Origin of the sequence: Crenobacter cavernae, assembly GCF_003355495.1 — a bacterium.
In the GTDB taxonomy this organism is placed as follows: Bacteria; Pseudomonadota; Gammaproteobacteria; order Burkholderiales; family Chromobacteriaceae; genus Crenobacter; species Crenobacter cavernae.
This window is the reverse complement of sequence record NZ_CP031337.1, coordinates 1,820,935-1,843,031: the sequence shown is the minus strand read 5'-3', so window position 1 is coordinate 1,843,031 and position 22,097 is coordinate 1,820,935. Positions and strand designations below refer to the sequence as shown.

Genomic DNA, 22,097 nt, shown 5'->3' with positions numbered 1-22,097 from the left:
CACTACCCCCTGTCAACACTTGGCCTGATGATGTTCGACTAAGCTGTTTTACAACACTAGGGGCGTGGCGGGCATACAACACCCGCCCACTTTTGTAACATTTCAGCAACAAGCGGGTCAGGAGCGATGGCGCCGGAACAGCGGCTGCGGTTCGCGGTAGGTCGCCTGATAACGGTCGGTGAACGACCCCAGCGCGGCCAGCGCGCCCTCGACCGCTTTGCCGTCCTTGATTTCGAAGGCATTGAAACCGACCTGCCACAGGTAATGCAGGTGGTCTTCCCACACGTCGCCGATCGCGCGCAGCTCGCCGGCAAAGCCGTAGCGCTCGCGCAGCAATCGGCCAATGCTGTAGCCGCGGCCGTCGGTAAAGGCATGGAAGTCGACCGCGACGAGTTCGAGCTTTCCGAGCGACGCGGCAAGCTCGGCGGGCTCGTCGCCGGAGGCGAGCCACACGGCGACGCGGCCGTCGCGGCTCGCCCAGCGTTCGGGCTCGGCCAACCAGGCCGACAGCGGCACGATGACGTCACCGGCGTCCGGCACCGACAGCTGACCTTCGGCGTCGGGGCGGACCAGCTGCCACGCGTCGGCGGCGAGGACCGCGCCGTCTTTAATTATGTTTTGCATAGACGCGCTCCTTGAACGGGATGATGCCGATACGGCGGACGGTGTCGAGGAAACGCTCTTCCTCGGTGCGTGTGTCGACGTAGACCGACAGAATCTTCTCGATCACGTCGGGCATCTGCGCGCGCGCGAACGACGGGCCGATCACCTTGCCAATGCTGGCACCGCTGCCCTGGCTGCCGCCGAGCGTCACCTGGTACCACTCCTCGCCGCTCTTGTCGACGCCGAGGATGCCGATATGGCCGATGTGGTGGTGGCCGCAGGCATTCATGCAGCCGGACATATTGAGCTCGATGTCGCCGATGTCGTGCAGGTAGTCGAAGTCGTCGAAGCGCTGCTGGATGGCTTCTGCCACCGGGATCGACTTGGCGTTGGCCAGCGAGCAGAAGTCGCCGCCCGGACAGCAGATGATGTCGGTCAACAGGCCGACGTTAGGCGTCGCGAAGCCGGCGGCCTTCGCCAGCTGCCACAGGTCGAACAGGTCGCGCTCGCGCACGTCCGGCAGGACGAGGTTCTGCTCGTGCGAGACGCGGATCTCGCCGAAACCGAACTGGTCGGCCCAGTCGGCGACGGCGTCCATCTGCGCGTCGGTCGCGTCGCCCGGCGGCACGCCGGTCTTCTTCAGCGACAGCACGACCGAGCGGTAGCCGGCCTGCTTGTGACCGCGGGTGTTGCGCTCGACCCAGCGGGCGAACGCCTTGTCCTCGGCCAACTTGGCGGTGAATTCGGCCGGATTCGCTTCGAGCGTCTCGTAGGCCGGGTCGGTGAAGAAGCTCGCGTAGTGTTCGACGTCGGCGGCGCGCAGTGTGGCCGGGCCGTCCTTCAGGTGGATCCACTCTTCTTCGACCTTGGCGGCGAAGGCTTCGCGCGTCATCGCCTTGACCAGGATCTTGATGCGCGCCTTGTACTTGTTGTCGCGGCGGCCGTAGCGGTTGTACACGCGCAGCACGGCGTCGAGATAGGTCAACAGGTGGGCGGTCGGCAGGAAGTCGCGGATCACTTCGCCGATCATCGGGGTGCGACCGAGGCCGCCGCCGACGATGACCTTGAAGCCGACTTCACCGGCGTCCGTTTTCACGACGTGCAGGCCGATGTCGTGCACCCAGGTCGCGGCGCGGTCCTGTTCGCTGCCGGACACGGCGATCTTGAACTTGCGCGGCAGGAAGGCGAATTCCGGGTGCAGCGTGCTCCACTGGCGGATGATTTCGCAGTACGGGCGCGGATCGATGATCTCGTCGGCGGCGACGCCGGCGAACGCGTCGGTCGTCGTGTTGCGCACGCAGTTGCCCGAGGTCTGGATCGCGTGCATCTCGACTTCGGCGAGCTCGGACAGGATCTCGGGCACGTCTTCGAGCGCCGGCCAGTTGTACTGCAGGTTCTGGCGCGTGGTGAAGTGGCCGTAGCCCTTGTCGTATTTGCGGGCGATCTCGGCCAACTTGCGCAACTGGCGGCTGGACAGGTGGCCGTAGGGAACGGCCACGCGCAGCATCGGCGCGAGTCGCTGGATGTAGAGGCCGTTCATCAGGCGCAAGGGGCGGAACTCGTCCTCGGACAGTTCGCCGGCGAGGAAGCGGCGGGTCTGGTCGCGGAACTGTTCCACGCGCTCGCGCACGATGCGTGCGTCGATTTCGTCGTAACGGTACATAGTCTGGCTTTACTCTGTGGCTGTATTCGGGCCGTTCGTCAGGGCCCGTTCAGGGTTTCTTGATGAACGAGACGGCCGACTGCTGCACGTGCAATCCGCATTCCTTGCTGTCGGGGTTCTCCCACCACCAGCGACCGGCGCGGACATCTTCGCCGACGGAGATCGCCCGGGTACAGGGCGCACAGCCGATCGACGGGTAGTGTTTGTCGTGCAGGGCGTTATAGGGTACCTGATTGTCGCGGAGATAGGCCCAAACTTCCTTCTCGGTCCACTCGATCAGTGGGTTGAACTTCATCAGGCCATTGTCCTTGTCGAACTCGCGGTCACCCAGGTCATGGCGCGTCGGCGACTGTTCGCGGCGCAGGCCGGTGATCCACGCGGCCTTGCCCGACAGCGCGCGCTTCAAGGGCTCGATCTTGCGGATGTGGCAACAGGACTTGCGCATCTCGACGCTGCCGTAGAACGCGTTGACGCCGTTCTGGTTGACGTAGGCCTCGACCGCGGCGGTATCGGGGAAGTAGACCCGGATCGGGTGGCTCGGATAACGCTCGCCCACCTGCTGCAGCAGCGTGTAGGTCTCGGCCGGCAGGCGGCCGGTGTCGAGACTGAAGATGCCGATCGGCAGCTTCAGCTTGGCGATCAGGTCGGTGAGCACCATGTCTTCGGCGCCCAGGCTGTTGGCGAACACCGCGGGGCCGTGCTCGCGGGCAATTTCCTCGAGAAGCCGGCTTGTCTCGGCCAGCTTGGCTTCAAAATTCATCGACCTTTTCTCCAACGCTAGAATGACAATTTGGGACGGCTACAATGGTAAAGCACTCTTTATAAACCCAAAAGAATAATGTGTTAGTATTTAATTACATTTGGTTTTATAAGGGCGGCCCCATGAAACTGCAGCAACTGCGCTACCTGGTCGAGGTCGCCAAACAGGGCCTCAACGTCTCTGAGGCGGCGGAGAAGCTGCACACCTCGCAGCCGGGCATTTCCAAGCAGATCCGCCTCTTGGAGGACGAGCTCGGCATCCAGGTGTTCATCCGCAACGGCAAGCGCGTCGTATCGGTGTCGGAGCCGGGCAAGGAGGTGCTGCGCATCTCCGAGCGGATTTTGCGCGAGGCGCAGAACCTCAAGCGCGTCGGCGACGAATTCTCGCGCGAATCCGAAGGCGCGCTGACCATCGCGACCACGCACACGCAGGCGCGCTACGCGCTGCCGGCGACCATCGCCGAGTTCGTGCGACGCTACCCGAAGGTGAAGCTGTCGATCAAGCAGGGCAGCCCGACGCAGATCTGCGAGATGGTCGTCTCGGGCGAGGCTGACCTCGCGGTCGCGACCGAAGGCATCGCGCTGTACAAGGAGCTGGCGATGCTGCCGTGCTACGAGTGGAACCGCAGCGTGGTCGTGCCGCAGGATCATCCGCTGCTGTCGCTCGACAGACCGATCACCTTGGCCGACATCGCCGCCTACCCGATCGTCACCTACGACTTCGCTTTCGCCGGCCGCTCGAAGATCAACAAGTCGTTCGCCGACGCCGGCCTCGAGCCGAATGTGGTGCTGACCGCGATCGACACCGACGTGATCAAGACCTACGTCGCGCTCGGCCTCGGCATCGGCATCATCGCGACGATGGCTTACGAACCGCAACGCGACGTCAACTTGCGCGCGATCGACGCGGCGCACCTGTTCGAGTCGTCGACGACCAAGATCGGCCTCAGGAAGGACGCCTACCTGCGCGGTTTCGCCTACAGCTTCATCGAGATCTTCGCGCCGCACCTGTCGCGCCACGTCGTCGACAGTTCGCTGTTGACCCGCGAAGAAGACAATGAATAAGGCTCGGCCAACCCTGTAAACGCAGCACCATGCAAAACGCCCCGCATCGCGGGGCGTTTTTTTAAGGCCAACGTTGGCCGAGCCTACAGCGTCAGGCCACCGGTCACCTCGATCGCCGCGCCGTTGATGTAGCTTGCCTCATCGGAGGCCAGGAAGGCGTACACATTGGCGATTTCCTCCGGCTCGGCCATGCGCTTCATCGGCACGCGGTCCTCCATCGCGTGGATCACCTTTTCCGGCATCGACCTCAGGATCGGCGTCGCGACGAAGCCCGGGCACACCGCGTTGGCGCGGATCCCCTTCTTGCCCAGTTCCTTCGCCCAGGTCTTCACGAAACCGATCACGCCGAACTTGGTCGCCGCGTAGTTGGTCTGGCCGAAGTTGCCGTAGACGCCGACCACCGAGCTCGCGTTGAGGATCACGCCGCTGCCCTGCTCGATCATCGTGTCGACCACCGCGCGCGCGCAGTTGTAGACGCCCTTCAGGTTGATGTCGATCACCCTGTCGAACTGGTCATCGGTCATCTTGCTCAACTGCGCGTCCATCACGATGCCGGCGTTGTTCACCAGCACGTCGATGCGGCCGAAGCGCGACTTGACGTCGCCGACCATGTCGGCGATCTGCGCCTTGTCGGTCACGTCGACCCGGTAGCCGACCGCCTCGCCGCCGGCCGCCTTCAATTCGGCGACCGCGGCTTCGACCGCGGCCGGGTTGATGTCGCACACCGCCACGATCGCGCCCTCGGCGACGAATTTCTCGGCGGTGGCAAGGCCGATGCCACTGGCGGCGCCGGTGATGATCGCCACTTTGCCTTTCAAACGCATGGTGCTTCCTTTCCCCAGGATATGTAGAAGTCGGCCGCTCACTGGCGCGCTGACGCTATCCCCCGCCTCGCCCCCTTCGCCGCGCCGCTACCGGTCGGGCGTAGGTGGTTTTTATCGTACATAAGTCTTTAGAAATGCCGCAGGGACGCCGTCGCCCCATCTTGCGCTGCAATATAGCGCAGCGCCGGGCCGCGGGCAAAACAAAGGCGAAGGACCGCGCCTTCGCCTTGTTTTTCTTGACTTTGTGCGTCGTCAACGCCGGGGGCCTTGCGCTTGCTGCTACGCAGCAAACACACGGCCTTCCCGCTTATTCGATGCCGCGGCTCGCGAGATAGTCTTCGTAGTTGCCCATGTAGTGCTCGTAACCGCCGTTGCCGTCGAGTTCGAGAACCTGCGTCGCGAGCGACGACACGAACTGCCGGTCGTGCGACACGAAGACCAGCGTGCCCTTGTACTTCTCGAGCGCCATGTTCAGCGATTCGATCGACTCCATATCCATGTGGTTGGTCGGCTCGTCCATCAGCATCACGTTTGGCTTGGTCAGGATCAGCTTGCCGTACAGCATGCGCCCCTTCTCGCCGCCGGACAGCACGCGCACCGCCTTGGTCACGTCGTCGCCGCCGAACAGCAGCCGGCCTAGCGTGCCGCGGATCACCTGCTCGTCGTCACCGTCCTGACCCCATTCGCGCATCCAGTCGGTCAGCGTCTCGTCGCTGGCGAACTCGGCCTCGTGGTCCTGCGCGTAGTAGCCGACCTGCGCCTTCTCCGCCCACTTGATCGCGCCGTGGTCGGGCTTCACGCCCTCGGCCAACTTGGGCTCGAACGCGCCGGCCAACAGCTTCATCAGCGTCGACTTGCCGGCGCCGTTCGGGCCGATGATCGCCAGGCGCTGGCCGGCTTCGAGGATCAGGTTCAGGCTCTTGAACAGCGGCTTGTCGAACGATTTGGACAGGCCGGCGATCTCGAACGCCTGGCGGTGCAGCTTGTTCTTGTCTTCCACCTCGAAGCGGATGAACGGGTTCTGGCGGCTCGACGGCTTGACGGTCACCATCTCCGACTTCAGCTTGTCGGCTTGCTTGAGACGTGAAGTCGCCTGGCGGGCCTTCGACTTGTTGGCCGAGAAGCGCGCGGCGAACTCGTGCAGTTCCTGGATGCGTTCCTTGGCCTTGGCGTTGCTCGACAGCTGCCGTTCGCGCGCCTGCGTCGACGCGATCATGTAGTCGTCGTAGCTGCCCGGGTAGATCTGGATCGTGTTGTAGTCCAGGTCGGCCATGTGGGTGCACACTTCGTTCAGGAAGTGGCGGTCGTGCGAGATGATGATCATGGTCGAGTTGCGCTCGTTCAGCACATGCTCGAGCCAGCGGATCGTGTTGATGTCCAGGTTGTTGGTCGGTTCGTCGAGCAGCAGCACGTCCGGATCCGAGAACAGCGCCTGCGCCAGCAGCACGCGCAGCTTGAAGCCCGGCGCGACTTCGCTCATCGGGCCGTTGTGCAGTTCTAGCGGGATGCCGACACCGAGCAAGAGCTCGCCGGCGCGCGCCTCGGCGGTGTAGCCGCCGTACTCGGCGAACTTCGCCTCGAGCTCGGCCGCATGCATGTAGTCGTCTTCGGTCGCCTCGAGGTTCGCGTAGATCGCGTCGCGCTCGCTCATCGCCGCCCACATCTCGGTGTGGCCCATCAGCACGACGTCGAGCACGCGCTTGTCTTCGTAGCCGAACTGGTCCTGGCGCAGCTTGCCCAGGCGCACGCCGTTCTCGATCGCCACTTCGCCGCCGCTTTGCTCGAGGTCGCCGCCGAGGATTTTCATGAAGGTCGACTTGCCCGAACCATTCGCGCCGATCAGGCCATAGCGGTTGCCCTCGCCGAACTTGACCGAAACCTTTTCGAACAGCGGTTTCGCGCCAAACTGCATCGTAATATTCTGTGTGCTGATCACGTCGGATTCCCTGTCGGCAAACAGCCGTAAGTACTCGAAAAATTAGGCATTCTAGCACAAAGCCCCCTCTGCTTTGAGGGGCTCGGCGAAGCCTGGCGTACGGCGACGCGGCGGTGCGGCAAACCGTCACCGAGCGCCGCTTTTGCCGCCATGGCAAATTCCGCTACAATCTGACGTCTTTGTACCCTACTCAATAGGCTGAATTATGCTCACCGGAAGCCAGGTGGCTCTCGTCACGCCGATGTTCGACGATGGCCGGGTCGATTTCGAGTCCCTCAAGCGTTTGGTTGAATTCCACATTCAGAATGGCACCGCTGCCCTGGGGGCGGTCGGCACCACCGGTGAATCGGCCACGCTGACGGTGGACGAGCACATCGCCGTCGTGAAGGCCACGGTCGAATACGCGGCCGGCCGCGTGCCGGTCGTCGCCGGAACCGGCGGCAACTCGACCGCCGAAGCGATCGAGCTGGCGCGCCTGGCCCAGGAAGCCGGCGCCGACTACTCGCTATCGGTCGTGCCCTACTACAACAAACCGACACAGGAAGGCATCTACCGCCATTACCGCGCGATCGCCGAAGCGGTCGACCTGCCGGTCATCCTGTACAACGTGCCGGGCCGCACCGTCGCCGACATGAGCAACGACACCGCGCTGCGCCTGACCGAAGTACCGAACATCGTCGGACTGAAGGACGCCACCGGCGACATCGGCCGCGCGTGCGACCTGATCCGCCGCGTGCCCGAAGGCTTCGCGCTCTACTCCGGCGACGACCCCACCGGCATGGCCTTCATGCTGTGCGGCGGCCACGGCGTGATCTCGGTCACCGCCAACGTCGCGCCGAAGGCGATGAGCGAACTGTGTGAAGCGTCGCTCGCCGGCAAGACCCGCGAAGCACGCGCCATCAACGACCGCCTGCAAGGCCTGCACAAGCAGCTCTTCACCGAGCCGAACCCGATCCCGGCCAAATGGGCGCTCGCGCGCCTCGGCCTGATCGGTAACGGCCAGCGCCTGCCGCTGACGCCGCTGACCGAAGCCTCGGTCGCGCCGCTCGAAGCGGCGATGCAACAGGCCGGCGTCCTTTAACCCCCTACGGGAGAACGCATGAAACGCATCGCGTCCCTCACCCTGCTGGCGAGCAGTGTGCTCGTCGCCGCCTGCAGCTCGACCGATCCGATGTCCAAGCTGGACTACAAGTCCGATCGCGCGGCACCGAAGAGCAGCCTGGAAGTGCCGCCGGATCTGACCGCGCCGCAAGTCCAGAACCGCTACGCGACCCCCGGCAGCGGCGCCGCGTCGCTGTCGGCCTACCAGCAGTCGCAAGGCGACGGCAAGGCCAAGCCGTCGCAAGCTGCGCCCGTCGACGGCGCAGTGCTCGCCAAAGTACAGGACGTCCGCATGGCGCGCGACGGCAACCAGCGCTGGCTGGCGGTCGGCAAACAGAGCCCGCAGGAACTGTGGCCGGTGCTCAAGGCGTTCTGGCAGGACAACGGCTTCGTCGTCAAGACCGAAGAGCCGGAAATCGGCGTCATGGAAACCGACTGGGCGGAAAACCGCGCCAAGCTGCCGAACGACGGCGTGCGCAAGCTGATGGAAACCGTCGGCCTCGGCGCGGTCTACTCGACGCCGGAACGCGACAAGTTCCGCATCCGCCTCGAAAAGACCACCGAAGGCACCGAGGTGTACTTCTCGCACCGCGGCATGTACGAGATCTACACCAACGAGGCGCGCTCGGACACCAAGTGGCAGCCGCGCCCGACCGATCCGGAGCTCGAAGCCGCCTTCCTCGGCCGTTTCATGGTTCGCCTCGGCATCCAGAACGAAAAGGCCAAACAGGCGGTCGAGACCGTCACCGCGCCGGCCGCATCCGGCGATGTGCGCGCCAAACTCGACGGCAACAAGCTCGTCGTCGGCGACAGTTTCGACCGCGCATGGCGCCGCATCGGCCTCGCGCTCGACCGCGTCGGCCTGGTCGTGTCGGACCGCGACCGCTCGCAAGGCACCTACTTTGTCCACCCGGCACAAAGCGAAGCCGAGGCGAAAGCCGAAGGCGGTTTCTGGTCCAGCCTCGCATTCTGGAAAGACAAGAAGCCGCAGGCGGGCGGCAAGGTCGACAACGACTACCGCGTGGTCGTGAAGCCGGCGAGCGACACGCAGAGCGTGTTGATGATCACCGACTCGCGCGGCGCGGCACTGCCCGACGCCGAAACCAGGACGCTGCTCGGCAAGCTGCGCAACGAGCTCCAGTAATCGCTCGGCCAAGCCCAAGCACGAAGCCCGCCGGAAGGCGGGCTTTTCTTTTACCGTTTCACGCGACAGGGAAGACGCGGAAATGACGGGCAACAAAAAACCGGCCTTGGTGGCCGGTTTTTTGTTTCACGCGCCGGAATTACTGGGCAGCGGAAGCAGCAGCAGCCGGAGCCGAAGCGTCAGCAGCCGGAGCCGAAGCGTCAGCAGCCGGAGCCGAAGCTTCCATTGCCGGAGCGGAAGCCTCAACGGCCGGAGCGGAAGCTTCAGCCGGAGCGGCTTCTTCTTTTTTGCCGCAAGCGGACAGGGCAACGGCCAGCAGGGCAGCAACGAGGAGCGACTGTTTCATTTTTCTATACCTATAGAAGTGTGTTGAAGGTGAACGAGACGTCTTAGCGATGCCGCGCCATTTTAATGTGAGCGACGGCACAAAACCATCAGTGCGCAGGATTGTAGCACGAAAAAAAACCCTGTGCAGGGGGCAAGCCATAAAAAAGCGACATTCCCCTGTTCGGTTGCTGCATCGCAACAAAGCCCGGAAAGGCGAGGCTTACCGTCGCTTCCTTACAGATTGCAACACGGCTTTTTCGAACACGAATCGGTTTCGTCGCTATTGTGCTACAGCTCCCTGCAAATGCCAATAACCTATCTGCCAACCTTCATACAACATTTCCAGCATCGACTCGCTGAGCGCGTCACCATCGATGCAACGCCGATTTGCAAGCTGTTGCCACAGCGCAACGTCATCGTCTTCAACTTCCAGCTTTTCACCGTTGCAGTAGAACGCACCATCGCGGTACAGGATAAGACTCTTCAGATCGAGACTTATACCGCGCCCGCGCGCGGCCTCGGCGAAAGCCTCCGCGTCGAGCTCGTCTTCGGCACCGTCGAAGAACACGTGCGCCTTCGGGTCGGTCAGGTAGTGCCCGAGGAAATCGGCCACGTCCTCGCGCTTCCAGTCGATGCGCTTGAGCGTGTCCAGCACCTGGTCGACCATGGACTCGCCGATTTTCGCCGGCTCGGCCTGCCACGCGAGGCCGGGGTCGGCGTACATGCCTTCGAGGCACAGATGGTCCTGCAGGTAGACGAGGAACTGCGTGGCGAGCTCCTGCGCGCTCGGCGCCCTGAAGCCGACCGAATAGGTCATGCCCGGTTCGAGCGCGACGCCGTAGTGCGCATAGCGCGGCGGCAGATAGAGCATGTCGCCGTGTTCGAGGATGTATTCCTCCTCGGCCTTGAAGTCCTTGAGGACCTTCAGCGGCGCCCCCTCGACGAGTTCCATGTCGTCCTGCGCGGCGATCTGCCAGCGCTTCGGGCCGCCGACCTGCAGCAGGAACACGTCGTAGGAATCGAAGTGTGGGCCGACGGTGCCGCCCGGCGGCGCGTAGCTGATCATCAGGTCGTCGAGCCGCGCGTAGGGGATGAAGTCGAAGCGCCACAGGATGTCGGCGATATGCGGCAGGTGGTGGTTGACGTTCTGCACCAGCAGGGTCCAGTCGGTCTCGGGCAGCCTGCGCAGCCGTCCCGGGCGGAACGGGCCGCGCTCGATGTTCCATCGCCCGTTCTTGCACTCGATCAGGCGCGACTCGACATCGTCTTGCTGGGCGAGACGGGACAGCCAGGCTAAGTCGACCTCGGGGCCGACGTCCTTCAGCGCGCCGCGGATCAACAGCGGCTTTTTATGCCAGTAGTCGGCGAGGAATTGTTGCGGCGTCAGACCGCCCAGCAACGGATTGGGGTTCATGGCTTTTCTCGGTAGCGTAGCAAGCGATGGTTTACAATGGAGGCAGCGCCTTTAGCGCGCGCCAAGCAGGCCGGCGGTCGCGTGCCTGGCACGCCGGTGCCGCCCAGCGCCTTTGGTTCGATTTTTCACGGAAAGCTCACTCATGCAAATTGCCAAAAATACCGTTGTGACCCTGCACTATGAAATGTTCGACGGGGAAAACAACCTGATCGACAAGACCGAAGAGCCGATCAGCTACCTGCACGGCGGCTACGACGGCATCTTCCCGCTCGTGGAAGAGGCACTGCAGGGCAAGGCTGTGGGCGAGACCATCGACGTCACCCTGCAAGCCGACGACGCGTTTGGCGAACAGGAAGAAGAGTTGGTCCGCGTCGAGCCGCTCGACGTGTTCCCGGCCGACATCGAAGTCGGCATGATGTTCGAAGCCGACGATCCGGAAACCGGCGAAGTGCTGCTGTTCCGCGTGACCGACATCGCCGACGGCAAGGCCGTAGTCGACGCCAACCACCCGCTGGCCGGCCAGGCGATCCGCTTCAAGGCGACCGTCGCCGAAGTGCGCGAAGCCAGCGCCGACGAAGTGACGCACGGCCACGCCCACGGCGAACACGGTCATCACCACTAAGCCGCAAGCGTAAAGAACGCTGCAAGGGTTGGCCGAGGCCAGCCCTTTTTTATATCCGCCGTCCGGCAGCGCGCTCGCGAAGCCGCGACGCGACCAGACCCGCTGCGGCCGCCGACACCACCAGCACGCGCCAGACGCCCTCGCCTCCCAGGCTCGGCTGCGACAGCAGCCCCGCTGCATAAGCCAGCACGATAGCCGTCGCTACCAAATTCAATCGCCACGCCCCCGGCCGCAATTCACCCAGATAGGTGAGCGAGCCTTGCGCGCACGCCCAGCCGAGCAGCCCGCCGGCGAGCAGGTCGAGCGGCCAGTGCACGCCGACCGCCAGCCGCGACAGCATGATCGCCAGCGCCAGCGTCAACCATAGCGCGCGCGCCCTGCGCCGCAGCCCCACGCCCAGCAAGGTTGCCATCAGGGCGGCGGCCGTCGCGTGGCCGGAGGGGAAGGAATCGCCGTGCGGCATCGCGCCGAGCAGGTAGAAGTTGTCGGCCGCGAGCATCAGCGGCGGGCGCGCCGCGGCGAACAGCATCTTCAAGGCCGTCGACGCCAGCAACGCCAGCAGCGTGGCGAACAGCGCCACCGGCCAGCGCGCCGGCTTTCGCGCGGCCCAGACCGAGACCAGCGCGGCGACCACCGGCCACTCGCCGAGCACCGACAGACCGAGCCAGAACAGAGCCGGCAGCGCGGCGCCCGCATGGTTGGCGGCGAGGAACAGCGCACGGTTGGCGTCGGGCCAGAACAGGAAGACGACGAAAGCGGGCAGCGCCAGCCAGAACGGCCAGCCGGGGACGCGCAACGCGTTTTCAGCCGGCGGAGTATCGGGAAGCGGGCCGGGCATCAGGACTCGCCACGTTGGCCGAGCGTGACGCGGTCGAGCCCGGCGAGGTCGGCCAACGTTTGCACCGAAGCCAGCCCCGCCGCGACGAACAGCGCCTGCACCGCGTCGCCCTGGTCGTAGCCGTGCTCGACCATCAGCCAGCCGCCGGGCAGCAGCCGTTCGACCGCGCCATCGGCCAGCGCGCGCAGGCAGACGAGGCCGTCGGCCTCGTCGGTCAGCGCGCCGCGCGGCTCGAAGCGCAGGTCGCCCTGGTCGAGGTGCTCGTCGCCGGCCGCGATATACGGCGGGTTGGAGACGATCAGGTCGTAGCGCTCGCCCGTCGGCAAGGCCTCGTACCAGCTGCCTTCAAAAAACTGCACCGGCGCTAAGAGCCGCGCGGCGTTGTCGCGCGCGATCGCCAGCGCGGCGGGCGAAACGTCGCCCGCGCTCACCCGCCAGGCCGGCGCCTCGAGCGCCAGCGTGACGGCGACGATGCCGCTGCCGGTGCCGAGGTCGACCGCCTTGCACCGGCGGTCTCTGCCGACGCGCGCCAGCGCCGCCTCGACCAGATGTTCGGTCTCGGGGCGCGGGATCAGCACGCCGGGCGCGACGCGGAACGGCCGGCCGTAGAATTCGCGCTCGCCGACGAGGTAGGCGATCGGCTCGCCGCGCAGGCGGGCCTCGGCCAACGTCCGGAATGCCGCGGCGACGTCGGCCGGCGCCTCGGCATCGCCGCGGGCGATCAGTTGCGCACGCGTCAACCCCGACGCGGCCTCGAGCAGGAGGCGCGCCTCCAGCCGGGGCAGACCGGCGTCGCGCAGCAGGGAATCGAAACTGGCCATGGTCTTTAAAGAAGGAAGATGGTGGCGAGGCCGAGGAAGATGAAGAAGCCGCCCGAATCGGTGCAGGCGGTGATCATCACGCTCGAGCCGACCGCCGGGTCGCGGCCGAGCCGCGTCATGGTCAGCGGGGTGAACACACCTATGGTCGCGGCCAGGATCAGGTTCAGCGTCATCGCCGTCGTCATCACCAGGCCGAGCGCGAAGTTGCCGTACAGCCACCACGCGAGCAAGCCGAGCACGCCGCCCCACACCAGGCCGTTGATGATGCCGACGCCGAGTTCCTTGCGCCACAGGCGCAGCGCCTGGCTCGCCTGTACCTGGCCCATCGCCAGCGCGCGCACGATCATCGTCGTGCTCTGGTTGCCCGAGTTGCCGCCGATACCGGCGACGATCGGCATCAGCGCGGCGAGCGCGACGATCTTCTCGATCGACCCCTCGAACGCGCCGATCACGCGCGACGCGATGAAGGCGGTGACGAGGTTGATCGCCAGCCACGCCCAGCGGTTCTTCACCGAGTCGATCACCGGCGCGAACAGGTCTTCCTCTTCCTTCAGGCCCGCCAGATTGAGCATGTCGCTCTCGGATTCCTCGCGGATCACGTCGACCATCTCGTCGACGGTCAGCCGGCCGATCAGCTTGCCGCTCGCGTCGACCACCGGCGCGGTCACGAGGTCGTAACGCTCGAACGCGAGCGCCGCGTCTTCGGCGTCTTCGTCGGGGTGAAAGGCGACGACCTCGGTCGCCATCACGTCCTCGACCAGCGCCTCGGGGTCGGACACCAGCAGTTTGCGGATCGGCAGCACGCCCTTGAGCACGCCCTCGTCGTCGATCACGAACACCTTGTCGGTCTGCTCAGGCAATTCGTCGAAGCGGCGCAGGTAGCGCAGCACGACCTCGCACGTCACGTCGGCGCGGATCTTCACGATGTCGAAGTCCATCAGCGCGCCGACCTGGTCGTCGCGGTAGGACAGCGCCGACTGCAGCTGCTGACGCTCTTCGGCGTCGAGCGCGCCCATCACCTCGTAGACGACCTGGCGCGGCAGGTCGGGCGCGAGGTCGGCCAGCTCGTCGGCGTCAAGCTGTTCGGCGGCGGCGACCAGCTCGTGCGGGTCCATCGACTCGATCAGCGTTTCTCGGACCGCGTCGGACACTTCGAGCAGGATCTCGCCGTCGCGCTCGGCCTTGACCAGCTCCCAGACCAGCAGGCGGTCTTCGGGCGGCAAGGCCTCGAGGATGTAGGCGATGTCGGCCGGGTGCTGCGCGTCGAGCTTGTGCTGGAGCTCGGCCAGGTTCTGCTTGTGGACGATCGATTCGACGAGATCGTGCTTGGGCATCTCCTGGCGGTGCACCAGGCCTTCGACCAGGCGCTGGCGCTCGATCAGGCGCTGGACCTGAACCAGGTTGTCTTGCAGACGATCGGTGGTTTTTTTTTCTACTACGGTCATGCACGCCTCCTTCCGCCGGTCGGCGGTGGAACGCTAGGCGCGCACGGTCAACGGGCGGGAATCAGGATAGGGTTGAAGCTGAATTGCGGGATTCGGTTAAGGGATAACTGGGCAAGTCCATGATTTAAACCGCTTTATGCGGCCAAAAACAGAAAACAGTTGATTTTATCATACGAACACCCCCGCCCGCCAGACAGGCGGACGGGGGCGCAAAAAGCAAATCCCGGACAAGGCGTTACCGCCGGTAACGGCCGTCTAGTCAGGGCACGTCGGCGAAACGCATGCGGCGCTGGATGATGCGCGACTTCTTCGCCAGCCCCCGCGCGTTGCGGTGTTCGTCGTAGAAGCGCGGGTTGGGCACCATCGCGGCGAGCTTGGCCGCCTGCGCCGGCGCGAGCCGCGCGGCGGAACCGCCGAAGTAGTGACGGCTGGCCGCCTCGGCGCCGAAAACGCCGTTGCCCCACTCGATCACGTTCAGATAGATCTCGAAGATGCGCCGCTTGTCGAGCACCGCCTCGAGCATCACGGTGATCGCCGCCTCCTCGAGCTTGCGCCACGGCGTCTTGCGACTCGACAGGAACAGGTTCTTCGCCAGCTGCTGACTGATGGTCGAGCCGCCGGCGACGATCTTGCCCTGCTTCATGTTCTTCTCGAACGCCGCCTCGATGCCGTTCCAGTCGAAACCCTCGTGGTCGACGAACTTCGCGTCTTCCGACGCGACGATCGCGCGCTTGAGGTTGGCCGAGATCCGTTCGTAAGGCACCCATTTATGGCGCAGTTCGGCGTCAGGGTCGTCTTCCTGCAGCCGGGCGAGCTGCTCGTTCATGAAGGCGCTGGCCGACGGGTTGCTGGAACGCCAGTAGACGATGTGGCCGAAGATCCACAGGTTGTACAAAACAAGGGCGGCCAACAGGGCCGCCCCGATTTTAAGCAGAAGGCGCATGGGTCAGGCCAAGAGATCCCTGAGCAGATTGGTCACCGCGCGCGTTTCCGGCTGCACGCCGCGCCAGATGCGGAACGACTCGGCCGCCTGCTCGACCAGCATGCCCAGCCCATCGGCCAGCATGCCGGCGTTTTCGGACTGCGCGCGCGCGAGGAAGGGCGTCAGACCCTTGCTGTACACCATGTCGTAGGCGAGCGTGCGCGGGGTGAACACGCCGCGCGGGATCGGCGGCAGGTCGTTCGACAGGCTCGACGAGGTCGCGTTGATGATGATGTCGAAGGTACGGCCGGCGAGCGCCTCGTAGCCGACCGCTTCGATCGGGCCGAATTGGCCGAACTGGTGCGCGAGCGCCTCGGCCTTGATCAGCGTGCGGTTGGCGATGGTCAGCGCCGACGGTTTCTGCTCGAGCAGCGGCACCAGCACGCCGCGCACCGCGCCGCCGGCGCCGAGGATCAGCACGCGCTGGCCCTTGATCGGGAAGTCGAGGTTCTCGGCGATGTCGCGCGTGAGGCCGACGCCGTCGGTGTTGTCGCCGTAGGCCTTGCCGTCCTTGAAGGTCAGCGTGTTGACCGCCTCGGCCGCGCGCGCGCGCTCGGTCAGCTCGTCGGCGTAGCGGAAGGCGTCGCCCTTGAACGGCAGCGTGATGTTCAGCCCCTTCGCGCCGGCGGCGACGAACTCGTCGACCACGACCTTGAACTTGTCGAGTTCGGCGAACAGGCGCTCGTAAGCGATGTCCTCGCCGGTCGCCTTGGCGAACTCGGCGTGGATGAACGGCGATTGGCTGTGGGCGATCGGGTTGCCGATCACGGCATAACGGTCGGTCATGGAAAACTTATCCCTATAGGCAAATGCATGGCGCGGGCCGCGTGACGGCGCCGCCGATGGTAGAACTTTGCCTTGATGCGCGGCGCGATGCAAGCCGTCGCCGGCCCGGATGTCGCAACGCAGCAAGGGCTCGGCCAGGCTTGGCAACGTCCATCAGCCTGGCCGAGCCCGCGCGGATCAGGACTGCACCCAGGGCAGGCCGTGTCCTTTCCAGCCGCCGACGGTGCCGCGATGTCCGGCGGCGTCCTTGTCGCCCTCGAAACCTTCGAGCACGTTGTACACCTCGCTATAACCGGCGCCGGTCGCGATGCGCGCCGCCTCGTCGGAACGCACGCCACTGCGGCACATGAACAGCACCAGTGCCTCGGCGCTGACCTGCTCCTTCAGTTGCGCGAGAAAGTGCGGGTTCGGCTGCATACCCGGCCAGGTCTTCAGTTCGATACGCACCGAGCCCGGCACCGTGCCGACGAACTGCCATTCGGCGGCGCTCCTGACATCGACCAGCACCACGTTAGGCAATTCGCCCATCAGGCGCGCCGCCTCTTCCGGGGTCACCGCGCCGGAATACGGCAGCGCATTGTCGAGCGCGCGCTGGTGCGCGACGCCGAGAATTTCCTTGCTTTGACTCATCGTGATCTCTCCTTGCCGCGGCACATAAATATCAAACCCACCCCGGCCTAAATGCGTTATAACACTGTGGGCCGCGCACCGGGAGGGGGCAGACGCAAGGCTAAATGCACCAACACAGTGCAAGTACGCTTTTCATGCACCAAAACCGGGCAAGGCAGGCGCAAAGAGCGCCGGCACCATCGCATTTTCCGGCCCGCACAGACCTGGCACGCTTCATGCTTTGATCTCGGCGTACCGGATTTCACCATATCAATGCAATCTATTGCAGAAGGCCTTAGGAGACACACATGGCGGTTGCAGACGTTGTAAAACTGATCCAGGACAATGACGTCAAATTCGTTGACCTGCGCTTTACCGACACCCGCGGCAAGGAACAGCACGTGACCATCCCGGCTCACGTGCTACTGTCCGAGCCGGAAGAGTGGTTCGAAAACGGTCATGCTTTCGACGGCTCGTCCATCGCCGGCTGGAAAGGCATCCAGGCTTCCGACATGCTGCTCATGGCCGACCCGGCCTCCGTCAAGATCGACCCGTTCTTCGACGAGCCGACCGTGTTCATGACCTGCGACGTGGTCGACCCGGCCGACGGCAAGGGCTACGACCGCTGCCCGCGCTCGGTCGCCAAGCGCGCCGAAGCTTACCTGAAGGCGTCCGGCGTCGGCGACACCGCCTTCTTCGGCCCGGAACCCGAATTCTTCATCTTCGACTCCATCACCTGGGGCCAGGACATGTCCGGCTGCTTCGTGAAGATCAACGCCGAAGAAGCGGCGTGGTCGTCGTCCAAGGAGTACGAAGGCGGCAACACCGGCCACCGTCCGGGCGTCAAGGGCGGCTACTTCCCGGTCCCACCGGTCGACTCGTTCCAGGACATCCGCTCGGCCATGGTGCTGGTGCTGGAAGAACTGGGCGTGCCGGTCGAAGTGCACCACCATGAAGTGGCGACCGCCGGCCAGAACGAGATCGGCACCCGCTTCAGCACGCTGACCGAACGCGCCGACTGGACCCAGATCCTGAAGTACGTCGTGCACAACGTCGCGCACAGCTACGGCAAGACCGCGACCTTCATGCCGAAGCCGATCTTCGGTGACAACGGCTCCGGCATGCACGTGCACCAGTCGATCTGGAAAGACGGCCAGAACCTGTTCGCCGGCGACGGCTACGGCGGCCTGTCCGAGACCGCGCTGTACTACATCGGCGGCATCATCAAGCACGCCAAGGCGCTGAACGCGATCACCAACCCGGGCACCAACTCGTACAAGCGCCTCGTGCCGCACTACGAAGCCCCGACGAAACTGGCCTACTCGGCGAAGAACCGTTCGGCCTCGATCCGCATCCCGCACGTGGCGAGCCCGAAAGGCCGCCGCATCGAGGCGCGCTTCCCGGATCCGCTGGCCAACCCGTACCTGTGCTTCGCCGCGCTGTTGATGGCCGGCCTTGACGGCATCCAGAACAAGATCCACCCGGGCGACGCGGCCGACAAGAACCTGTACGACCTGCCGCCGGAAGAGGACAAGCTGATCCCGACCGTCTGCGCGTCGCTCGACGAAGCGCTAGCCGCCCTCGACACGGACCGCGAGTTCCTGACCCGCGGCGGCGTGTTCAGCAACGACTGGATCGACGCCTACCTCGAGCTGAAGATGCAGGAAGTGGACCGTCTGCGCATGATTCCGCACCCGGTGGAGTTCGAACAGAGCTACAGCGCCTGATCGGCGTCGGGGCGGTCCTGCACTGCCCTGCGATCATCGAAAACCCGCCCGTGTGGCGGGTTTTTTCTTGAGCGCTCGTCCGCCAAGCATGACGGTCACGATGCTTTTGCTTATCATAAAGGGCTGCCGGCTTGCAAACGCGGCAACCGTGCTCCAGACCTTCCAGCCCTCTTCCCCCAGTGGACCCCGATGAAAGCTCTCGTCCTCGTATTGGCGGTTTTACTCAGCGGCACGACCCAGGCTGCGGTGTACAAATACGTCGATGCCAACGGCCGCATCACCTATACCAACGTCCCGATGAGGGGCAGCCAGCGCGTCGACCTCGCGCCGCTATCCAGCTATCGCCCGTCGGGCGAACCGGCAGCGGTCTCCCCGCGCAGCAGTAGCAGTGGCGGCTCCGCCAGCAGCACGCCTCGCCCGGCGGGCTCGGCTGGCGGTGGCGCCTACCCGCAGGTCAGCGCCGACACGCAGAAGCAGCGCGACGCCGGCCGGCGCAAGATCCTCGAAGACGAACTGGGCAACGAACAGAAGGCGCTCGCCGATGCCCGTAAGGCGCTGACCGACGGCGAGGCGACGCGCAACGGCAACGAGAAGAACTACCAGAAGTACCTCGACCGCGTGCAGAAGCTGAAGGACGCGGTGACCGACCGCGAGAAGAACGTCGCCGCGATCAGGAAGGAACTCGGCCAACAATAAGTTGACGCACCCAATCGGTGCATAATCGTGCACACCGGTCTGCATACGGCACCGGAATGGGCCGAGACCCGCTGCGAACGCCGGCGACTCGGCTTTTTTTGTACGCGGCGCGGGGAATCCGTCACGGGTAATCCCTAATCCCCGCTGGCGCGTCGCTTGCTTTTGTTTCGGTATCGCCCCGAAGGTGTGCATCGCCATGAACCCCTCCCGTTTTGCCGGCCTGGAATTGCTCGACACCCCGGTCATGGTCGTCGACGCCGACGGCGCCGTGCAGTTCGTCAACCCGGCGTGCGAAAACCTGCTCGCGCTCGGGCGGCGCGAACTGACGCGCCAGCGCATCGCCACCTTGTTCCGCGACAGTGAAGCGCTCGCGCTGGCGGTCGCCACCACGCTCAGGCAACACGCCAGCTTCATCGAACACGACCTCGCGCTAGGCCTCGCGCACCAGGAAAGCGTGTTGCACGTCGCGCTGACCGTCACCCCGCTCGAGGGAGACGAAGCGCTCGCGCTGCTCGAGATGCGCGCGCTCGACCAGCAGCTGAAGATCGCCAACGAGGAGCGCCTGCTGCTCCTGCAACAGGCGAACCGCGAACTGATCCGCAACCTCGCGCACGAGATCAAGAACCCGCTCGGCGGCATCCGCGGCGCGGCGCAATTGCTCGAACACGAGATCGCCGACCGGCCGGAGCTCAAGGAGTACACCGCGGTGATCAAGGAAGAGGCACTGCGCCTGCAGAGCCTGGTCGACCGCATGCTGATGCCGAACCAGCGCCACGTGCTTTCAGAAATCAATATCCACGAAGTGCTCGAACGCGTGCGCAGCATCCTGCTCGCCGAGACGCCGAAGGGCCTCGTCGTGCGCCGCGATTACGACGTCAGCCTGCCACTGTTGATCGCCGACAAGAGCCAGCTGATCCAGATCGTGCTCAACATCACCAAGAACGCGATGCAGGCGATGAAGGGCGAAGGCGAGATCGTGCTGCGCACGCGCGTCGCACGCCAGGTCACGCTCGCGCGCAAGCGTCACGCACTAGCGCTGAAGCTGCAGATCGTCGACAACGGCCCGGGCATCCCCGACGAGATCCGCGACCACATCTTCTACCCGCTGGTCACCGGCCGCGCCGAAGGCACCGGCCTCGGGCTGACGCTCGCGCAGGCCTTCGTCCACCAGCACGGTGGCGCGATCGAGTTCGAGTCGCGCCCGGGACAGACCACTTTCACCGTACTCTTGCCGTTCAGCCGCGAAAGCTGAGCGGTCTTCTTAAAGGACGACGCGCATGACCGCTCCAGTCTGGATCATCGACGACGACAAGGCCATCCGCTGGGTGCTGGAGAAAGCCCTCGCCCGCGCCGGCATCGAATACCAAAGCTACGCCAACGCCGACGACGCGCTGTCGGCGCTGGCGCGCGTCACGCCGCGCGTGATCGTCAGCGACATCCGCATGCCCGGCCTCGACGGCCTGGCGTTTCTGGCCGAAGTGAAGGCCGTCTGCCCGAACCTGCCGGTGATCGTGATGACCGCGCACGCCGACCTCGACTCGGCGGTCGCGGCCTTCCAGGGCGGTGCATTCGAATACCTGCCCAAGCCGTTCGACGTCGACATCGCGGTCTCGCTGATCGAACGCGCGCTGGCCGAGAACGAGGCCGAAGACGGCAACGACAAGGCGCCCGAGGCGATGCCGGCCTTGCTCGGCCAGGCGCCGGCGATGCAGGACGTGTTCCGCGCGATCGGCAGGCTGTCGCAGTCGAGCGTCACCGTGCTGATCACCGGCGAATCGGGAACCGGCAAGGAGCGCGTCGCCGAAGCCTTGCACCGCCATTCGGCGCGCGCCGGCAAACCGTTCGTCGCGCTCAATACCGCGGCGATTCCGCGCGACCTGCTCGAATCCGAACTGTTCGGCCACGAGAAGGGCGCGTTCACCGGCGCCACCGCGACACGGCGCGGCCGTTTTGAGGAGGCCGAGGGCGGCACGCTGTTCCTCGACGAGATCGGCGACATGCCGACCGAGCTGCAGACGCGCCTGCTGCGCGTGCTGTCCGACGGTCACTTCTACCGCGTCGGCGGCCACACGCCGATCAAGGCCAACGTGCGCGTGATCGCCGCCACCCACCAGTACCTCGAAGAGCGCGTGAAGCAGGGTCTGTTCCGCGAGGATCTCTATCACCGGCTGAACGTGATCCGCCTGCGCCTGCCGCCGCTGCGCGAACGGCACGAGGACATCCCGCTCTTGGCGCGGCATTTTCTCGCCAAGAGCGCTTCCAGCCTCGGCGTCGAGCCGAAAAGGTTGGCCGAGCCGGCGATGGACAAGCTCAAGGGCTACGCCTTCCCCGGCAATGTGCGCGAGCTGGAAAACGTCTGCCACTGGCTGACGGTGATGGCGCCCGGCCAGACGGTGGAAGTCGCCGACCTGCCGCCCGAGATGCGCGAGGGCGGCGCCGTCGATACCGCAACGGCGACCGGCGGTCAGAGCTGGACGCAGGGTCTGGCGCTGGAACTGGCGCGGCGGCTGGCCAGCGGCGAGGTCGGCCTGATCGACGAGCTGACGCGGCGCTTCGAGGAAACCTGCATCCGCACCGGCCTCGCGCATACCGGCGGGCGCAAGGTCGAGGCGGCCCACCTCTTGGGCTGGGGGCGCAACACGCTGACGCGCAAGATGCACGAGCTGGGGATGGAGGCGGGACACGAGCCGCACGTAGAGACGGCCGGCGACTGAGCCCGCCTCAAGCCGCTCAGC

General features: G+C 65.1%; 20 protein-coding genes. 8 read left to right on the top strand and 12 right to left on the bottom strand.

The window, feature by feature from the left end; translation table 11 throughout:
* Window positions 1-117: 117 nt before the first annotated feature.
* Genes DWG20_RS08910 through DWG20_RS08900 form a run of 3 tightly spaced genes read right to left on the bottom strand, consistent with a single transcriptional unit; the run spans window position 118 to window position 3,026 of the window.
* Window positions 118-624, bottom strand: coding sequence for a DUF934 domain-containing protein (locus DWG20_RS08910; RefSeq protein WP_115434773.1), 507 nt, complete (start codon window positions 622-624; stop codon window positions 118-120).
* Window positions 608-2,266, bottom strand: coding sequence for a nitrite/sulfite reductase (locus DWG20_RS08905; RefSeq protein WP_115433481.1), 1,659 nt, complete (start codon window positions 2,264-2,266; stop codon window positions 608-610). Before DWG20_RS08905 ends, DWG20_RS08910 begins: the two co-directional genes overlap by 17 nt.
* 49 nt (window positions 2,267-2,315) lie before the next feature.
* Window positions 2,316-3,026: a phosphoadenylyl-sulfate reductase gene (locus DWG20_RS08900; protein ID WP_115433480.1), complete on the bottom strand. Its 711-nt coding sequence runs from the start codon at window positions 3,024-3,026 to the stop codon at window positions 2,316-2,318.
* A gap of 122 nt (window positions 3,027-3,148) precedes the next feature.
* Here DWG20_RS08900 and cysB point away from each other — a divergent pair, with 122 nt between their 5' ends.
* A complete protein-coding gene (gene cysB, locus DWG20_RS08895) occupies window positions 3,149-4,090 on the top strand; it encodes an HTH-type transcriptional regulator CysB (RefSeq protein ID WP_115433479.1) in 942 nt (313 codons plus the stop codon).
* Window positions 4,091-4,173: 83 nt separating this feature from the next.
* On the opposite strand, the gene fabG is transcribed toward cysB, so the two are convergent.
* Window positions 4,174-4,914 (bottom strand): 3-oxoacyl-ACP reductase FabG, encoded by a 741-nt coding sequence (fabG, locus tag DWG20_RS08890; protein ID WP_115433478.1) that lies wholly within the window; start codon window positions 4,912-4,914, stop codon window positions 4,174-4,176.
* 307 nt (window positions 4,915-5,221) lie between these two features.
* On the bottom strand, window positions 5,222-6,850 hold the full coding sequence (locus tag DWG20_RS08885; protein WP_115433477.1) for an ABC-F family ATPase: 1,629 nt from the start codon (window positions 6,848-6,850) through the stop codon (window positions 5,222-5,224).
* Window positions 6,851-7,055: 205 nt separating this feature from the next.
* On the opposite strand from DWG20_RS08885, the gene dapA reads away from it, so the two are divergent.
* Entirely contained in the window at window positions 7,056-7,931 is an 876-nt protein-coding gene (gene dapA / locus DWG20_RS08880) for a 4-hydroxy-tetrahydrodipicolinate synthase (RefSeq protein ID WP_115433476.1), read from the top strand.
* An 18-nt stretch (window positions 7,932-7,949) separates the two neighbouring features.
* A complete protein-coding gene (bamC, locus tag DWG20_RS08875) occupies window positions 7,950-9,095 on the top strand; it encodes an outer membrane protein assembly factor BamC (RefSeq protein WP_115433475.1) in 1,146 nt (381 codons plus the stop codon).
* Between the two features lie 607 nt (window positions 9,096-9,702).
* Here bamC and DWG20_RS08865 read toward each other — a convergent pair.
* Window positions 9,703-10,836, bottom strand: coding sequence for a cupin domain-containing protein (locus DWG20_RS08865; protein ID WP_115433473.1), 1,134 nt, complete (start codon window positions 10,834-10,836; stop codon window positions 9,703-9,705).
* A gap of 142 nt (window positions 10,837-10,978) precedes the next feature.
* On the opposite strand from DWG20_RS08865, the gene DWG20_RS08860 reads away from it, so the two are divergent.
* Entirely contained in the window at window positions 10,979-11,458 is a 480-nt protein-coding gene (locus tag DWG20_RS08860; protein ID WP_115433472.1) for an FKBP-type peptidyl-prolyl cis-trans isomerase, read from the top strand.
* 49 nt (window positions 11,459-11,507) lie between these two features.
* Here DWG20_RS08860 and DWG20_RS08855 read toward each other — a convergent pair whose 3' ends face one another.
* The 6 genes from DWG20_RS08855 to DWG20_RS08830 all read right to left on the bottom strand — a co-directional run bounded on the left by DWG20_RS08855 (window position 11,508) and on the right by DWG20_RS08830 (window position 16,960).
* Entirely contained in the window at window positions 11,508-12,296 is a 789-nt protein-coding gene (locus DWG20_RS08855; protein ID WP_115433471.1) for a phosphatase PAP2 family protein, read from the bottom strand.
* Window positions 12,296-13,117 carry a peptide chain release factor N(5)-glutamine methyltransferase gene (gene prmC, locus DWG20_RS08850; protein ID WP_115433470.1) on the bottom strand — a complete coding sequence of 274 codons (822 nt, stop codon included), beginning with the start codon at window positions 13,115-13,117 and terminating at the stop codon, window positions 12,296-12,298. Before prmC ends, DWG20_RS08855 begins: the two co-directional genes overlap by 1 nt.
* A 5-nt stretch (window positions 13,118-13,122) precedes the next feature.
* The gene (mgtE, locus tag DWG20_RS08845; RefSeq protein WP_115433469.1) at window positions 13,123-14,562 is read right to left on the bottom strand and encodes a magnesium transporter; all 1,440 of its coding nucleotides are present in this window, start codon (window positions 14,560-14,562) and stop codon (window positions 13,123-13,125) included.
* Window positions 14,563-14,821: 259 nt separating this feature from the next.
* A complete protein-coding gene (gene mtgA, locus DWG20_RS08840; RefSeq protein ID WP_115433468.1) occupies window positions 14,822-15,505 on the bottom strand; it encodes a monofunctional biosynthetic peptidoglycan transglycosylase in 684 nt (227 codons plus the stop codon).
* 3 nt (window positions 15,506-15,508) lie between these two features.
* Entirely contained in the window at window positions 15,509-16,330 is an 822-nt protein-coding gene (gene aroE / locus DWG20_RS08835; protein WP_115433467.1) for a shikimate dehydrogenase, read from the bottom strand.
* 177 nt (window positions 16,331-16,507) lie between these two features.
* On the bottom strand, window positions 16,508-16,960 hold the full coding sequence (locus DWG20_RS08830) for a rhodanese-like domain-containing protein (RefSeq protein ID WP_115433466.1): 453 nt from the start codon (window positions 16,958-16,960) through the stop codon (window positions 16,508-16,510).
* A gap of 287 nt (window positions 16,961-17,247) precedes the next feature.
* Here DWG20_RS08830 and glnA point away from each other — a divergent pair, with 287 nt between their 5' ends.
* From glnA to ntrC, 4 genes are all read left to right on the top strand, one after another.
* On the top strand, window positions 17,248-18,666 hold the full coding sequence (gene glnA / locus DWG20_RS08825) for a type I glutamate--ammonia ligase (RefSeq protein ID WP_115433465.1): 1,419 nt from the start codon (window positions 17,248-17,250) through the stop codon (window positions 18,664-18,666).
* Window positions 18,667-18,855: 189 nt separating this feature from the next.
* Window positions 18,856-19,362, top strand: a complete 507-nt coding sequence (locus tag DWG20_RS08820; protein ID WP_115433464.1) for a DUF4124 domain-containing protein — start codon at window positions 18,856-18,858, stop codon at window positions 19,360-19,362.
* Window positions 19,363-19,558: 196 nt separating this feature from the next.
* Window positions 19,559-20,614, top strand: a complete 1,056-nt coding sequence (glnL, locus tag DWG20_RS08815) for a nitrogen regulation protein NR(II) (protein ID WP_115433463.1) — start codon at window positions 19,559-19,561, stop codon at window positions 20,612-20,614.
* A 25-nt stretch (window positions 20,615-20,639) separates the two neighbouring features.
* A complete protein-coding gene (gene ntrC / locus DWG20_RS08810; RefSeq protein WP_115433462.1) occupies window positions 20,640-22,076 on the top strand; it encodes a nitrogen regulation protein NR(I) in 1,437 nt (478 codons plus the stop codon).
* Window positions 22,077-22,097: the final 21 nt, after the last annotated feature.

Bases quoted from the DNA above. Each gene is read 5' to 3' on its own strand.
- DWG20_RS08855 (WP_115433471.1), bottom strand. From the start codon at position 12,296: ATGCCCGGCCCGCTTCCCGATACTCCGCCGGCTGAAAACGCGTTGCGC.
- DWG20_RS08900 (WP_115433480.1), bottom strand. From the start codon at position 3,026: ATGAATTTTGAAGCCAAGCTGGCCGAGACAAGCCGGCTTCTCGAGGAA.
- glnA (WP_115433465.1), top strand. From the start codon at position 17,248: ATGGCGGTTGCAGACGTTGTAAAACTGATCCAGGACAATGACGTCAAA.
- dapA (WP_115433476.1), top strand. From the start codon at position 7,056: ATGCTCACCGGAAGCCAGGTGGCTCTCGTCACGCCGATGTTCGACGAT.
- aroE (WP_115433467.1), bottom strand. From the start codon at position 16,330: ATGACCGACCGTTATGCCGTGATCGGCAACCCGATCGCCCACAGCCAA.
- prmC (WP_115433470.1), bottom strand. From the start codon at position 13,117: ATGGCCAGTTTCGATTCCCTGCTGCGCGACGCCGGTCTGCCCCGGCTG.
- DWG20_RS08830 (WP_115433466.1), bottom strand. From the start codon at position 16,960: ATGAGTCAAAGCAAGGAAATTCTCGGCGTCGCGCACCAGCGCGCGCTC.
- DWG20_RS08820 (WP_115433464.1), top strand. From the start codon at position 18,856: ATGAAAGCTCTCGTCCTCGTATTGGCGGTTTTACTCAGCGGCACGACC.
- bamC (WP_115433475.1), top strand. From the start codon at position 7,950: ATGAAACGCATCGCGTCCCTCACCCTGCTGGCGAGCAGTGTGCTCGTC.
- DWG20_RS08910 (WP_115434773.1), bottom strand. From the start codon at position 624: ATGCAAAACATAATTAAAGACGGCGCGGTCCTCGCCGCCGACGCGTGG.
- mgtE (WP_115433469.1), bottom strand. From the start codon at position 14,562: ATGACCGTAGTAGAAAAAAAAACCACCGATCGTCTGCAAGACAACCTG.
- mtgA (WP_115433468.1), bottom strand. From the start codon at position 15,505: ATGCGCCTTCTGCTTAAAATCGGGGCGGCCCTGTTGGCCGCCCTTGTT.
- DWG20_RS08860 (WP_115433472.1), top strand. From the start codon at position 10,979: ATGCAAATTGCCAAAAATACCGTTGTGACCCTGCACTATGAAATGTTC.
- DWG20_RS08905 (WP_115433481.1), bottom strand. From the start codon at position 2,266: ATGTACCGTTACGACGAAATCGACGCACGCATCGTGCGCGAGCGCGTG.
- ntrC (WP_115433462.1), top strand. From the start codon at position 20,640: ATGACCGCTCCAGTCTGGATCATCGACGACGACAAGGCCATCCGCTGG.
- glnL (WP_115433463.1), top strand. From the start codon at position 19,559: ATGAACCCCTCCCGTTTTGCCGGCCTGGAATTGCTCGACACCCCGGTC.
- fabG (WP_115433478.1), bottom strand. From the start codon at position 4,914: ATGCGTTTGAAAGGCAAAGTGGCGATCATCACCGGCGCCGCCAGTGGC.
- DWG20_RS08865 (WP_115433473.1), bottom strand. From the start codon at position 10,836: ATGAACCCCAATCCGTTGCTGGGCGGTCTGACGCCGCAACAATTCCTC.
- cysB (WP_115433479.1), top strand. From the start codon at position 3,149: ATGAAACTGCAGCAACTGCGCTACCTGGTCGAGGTCGCCAAACAGGGC.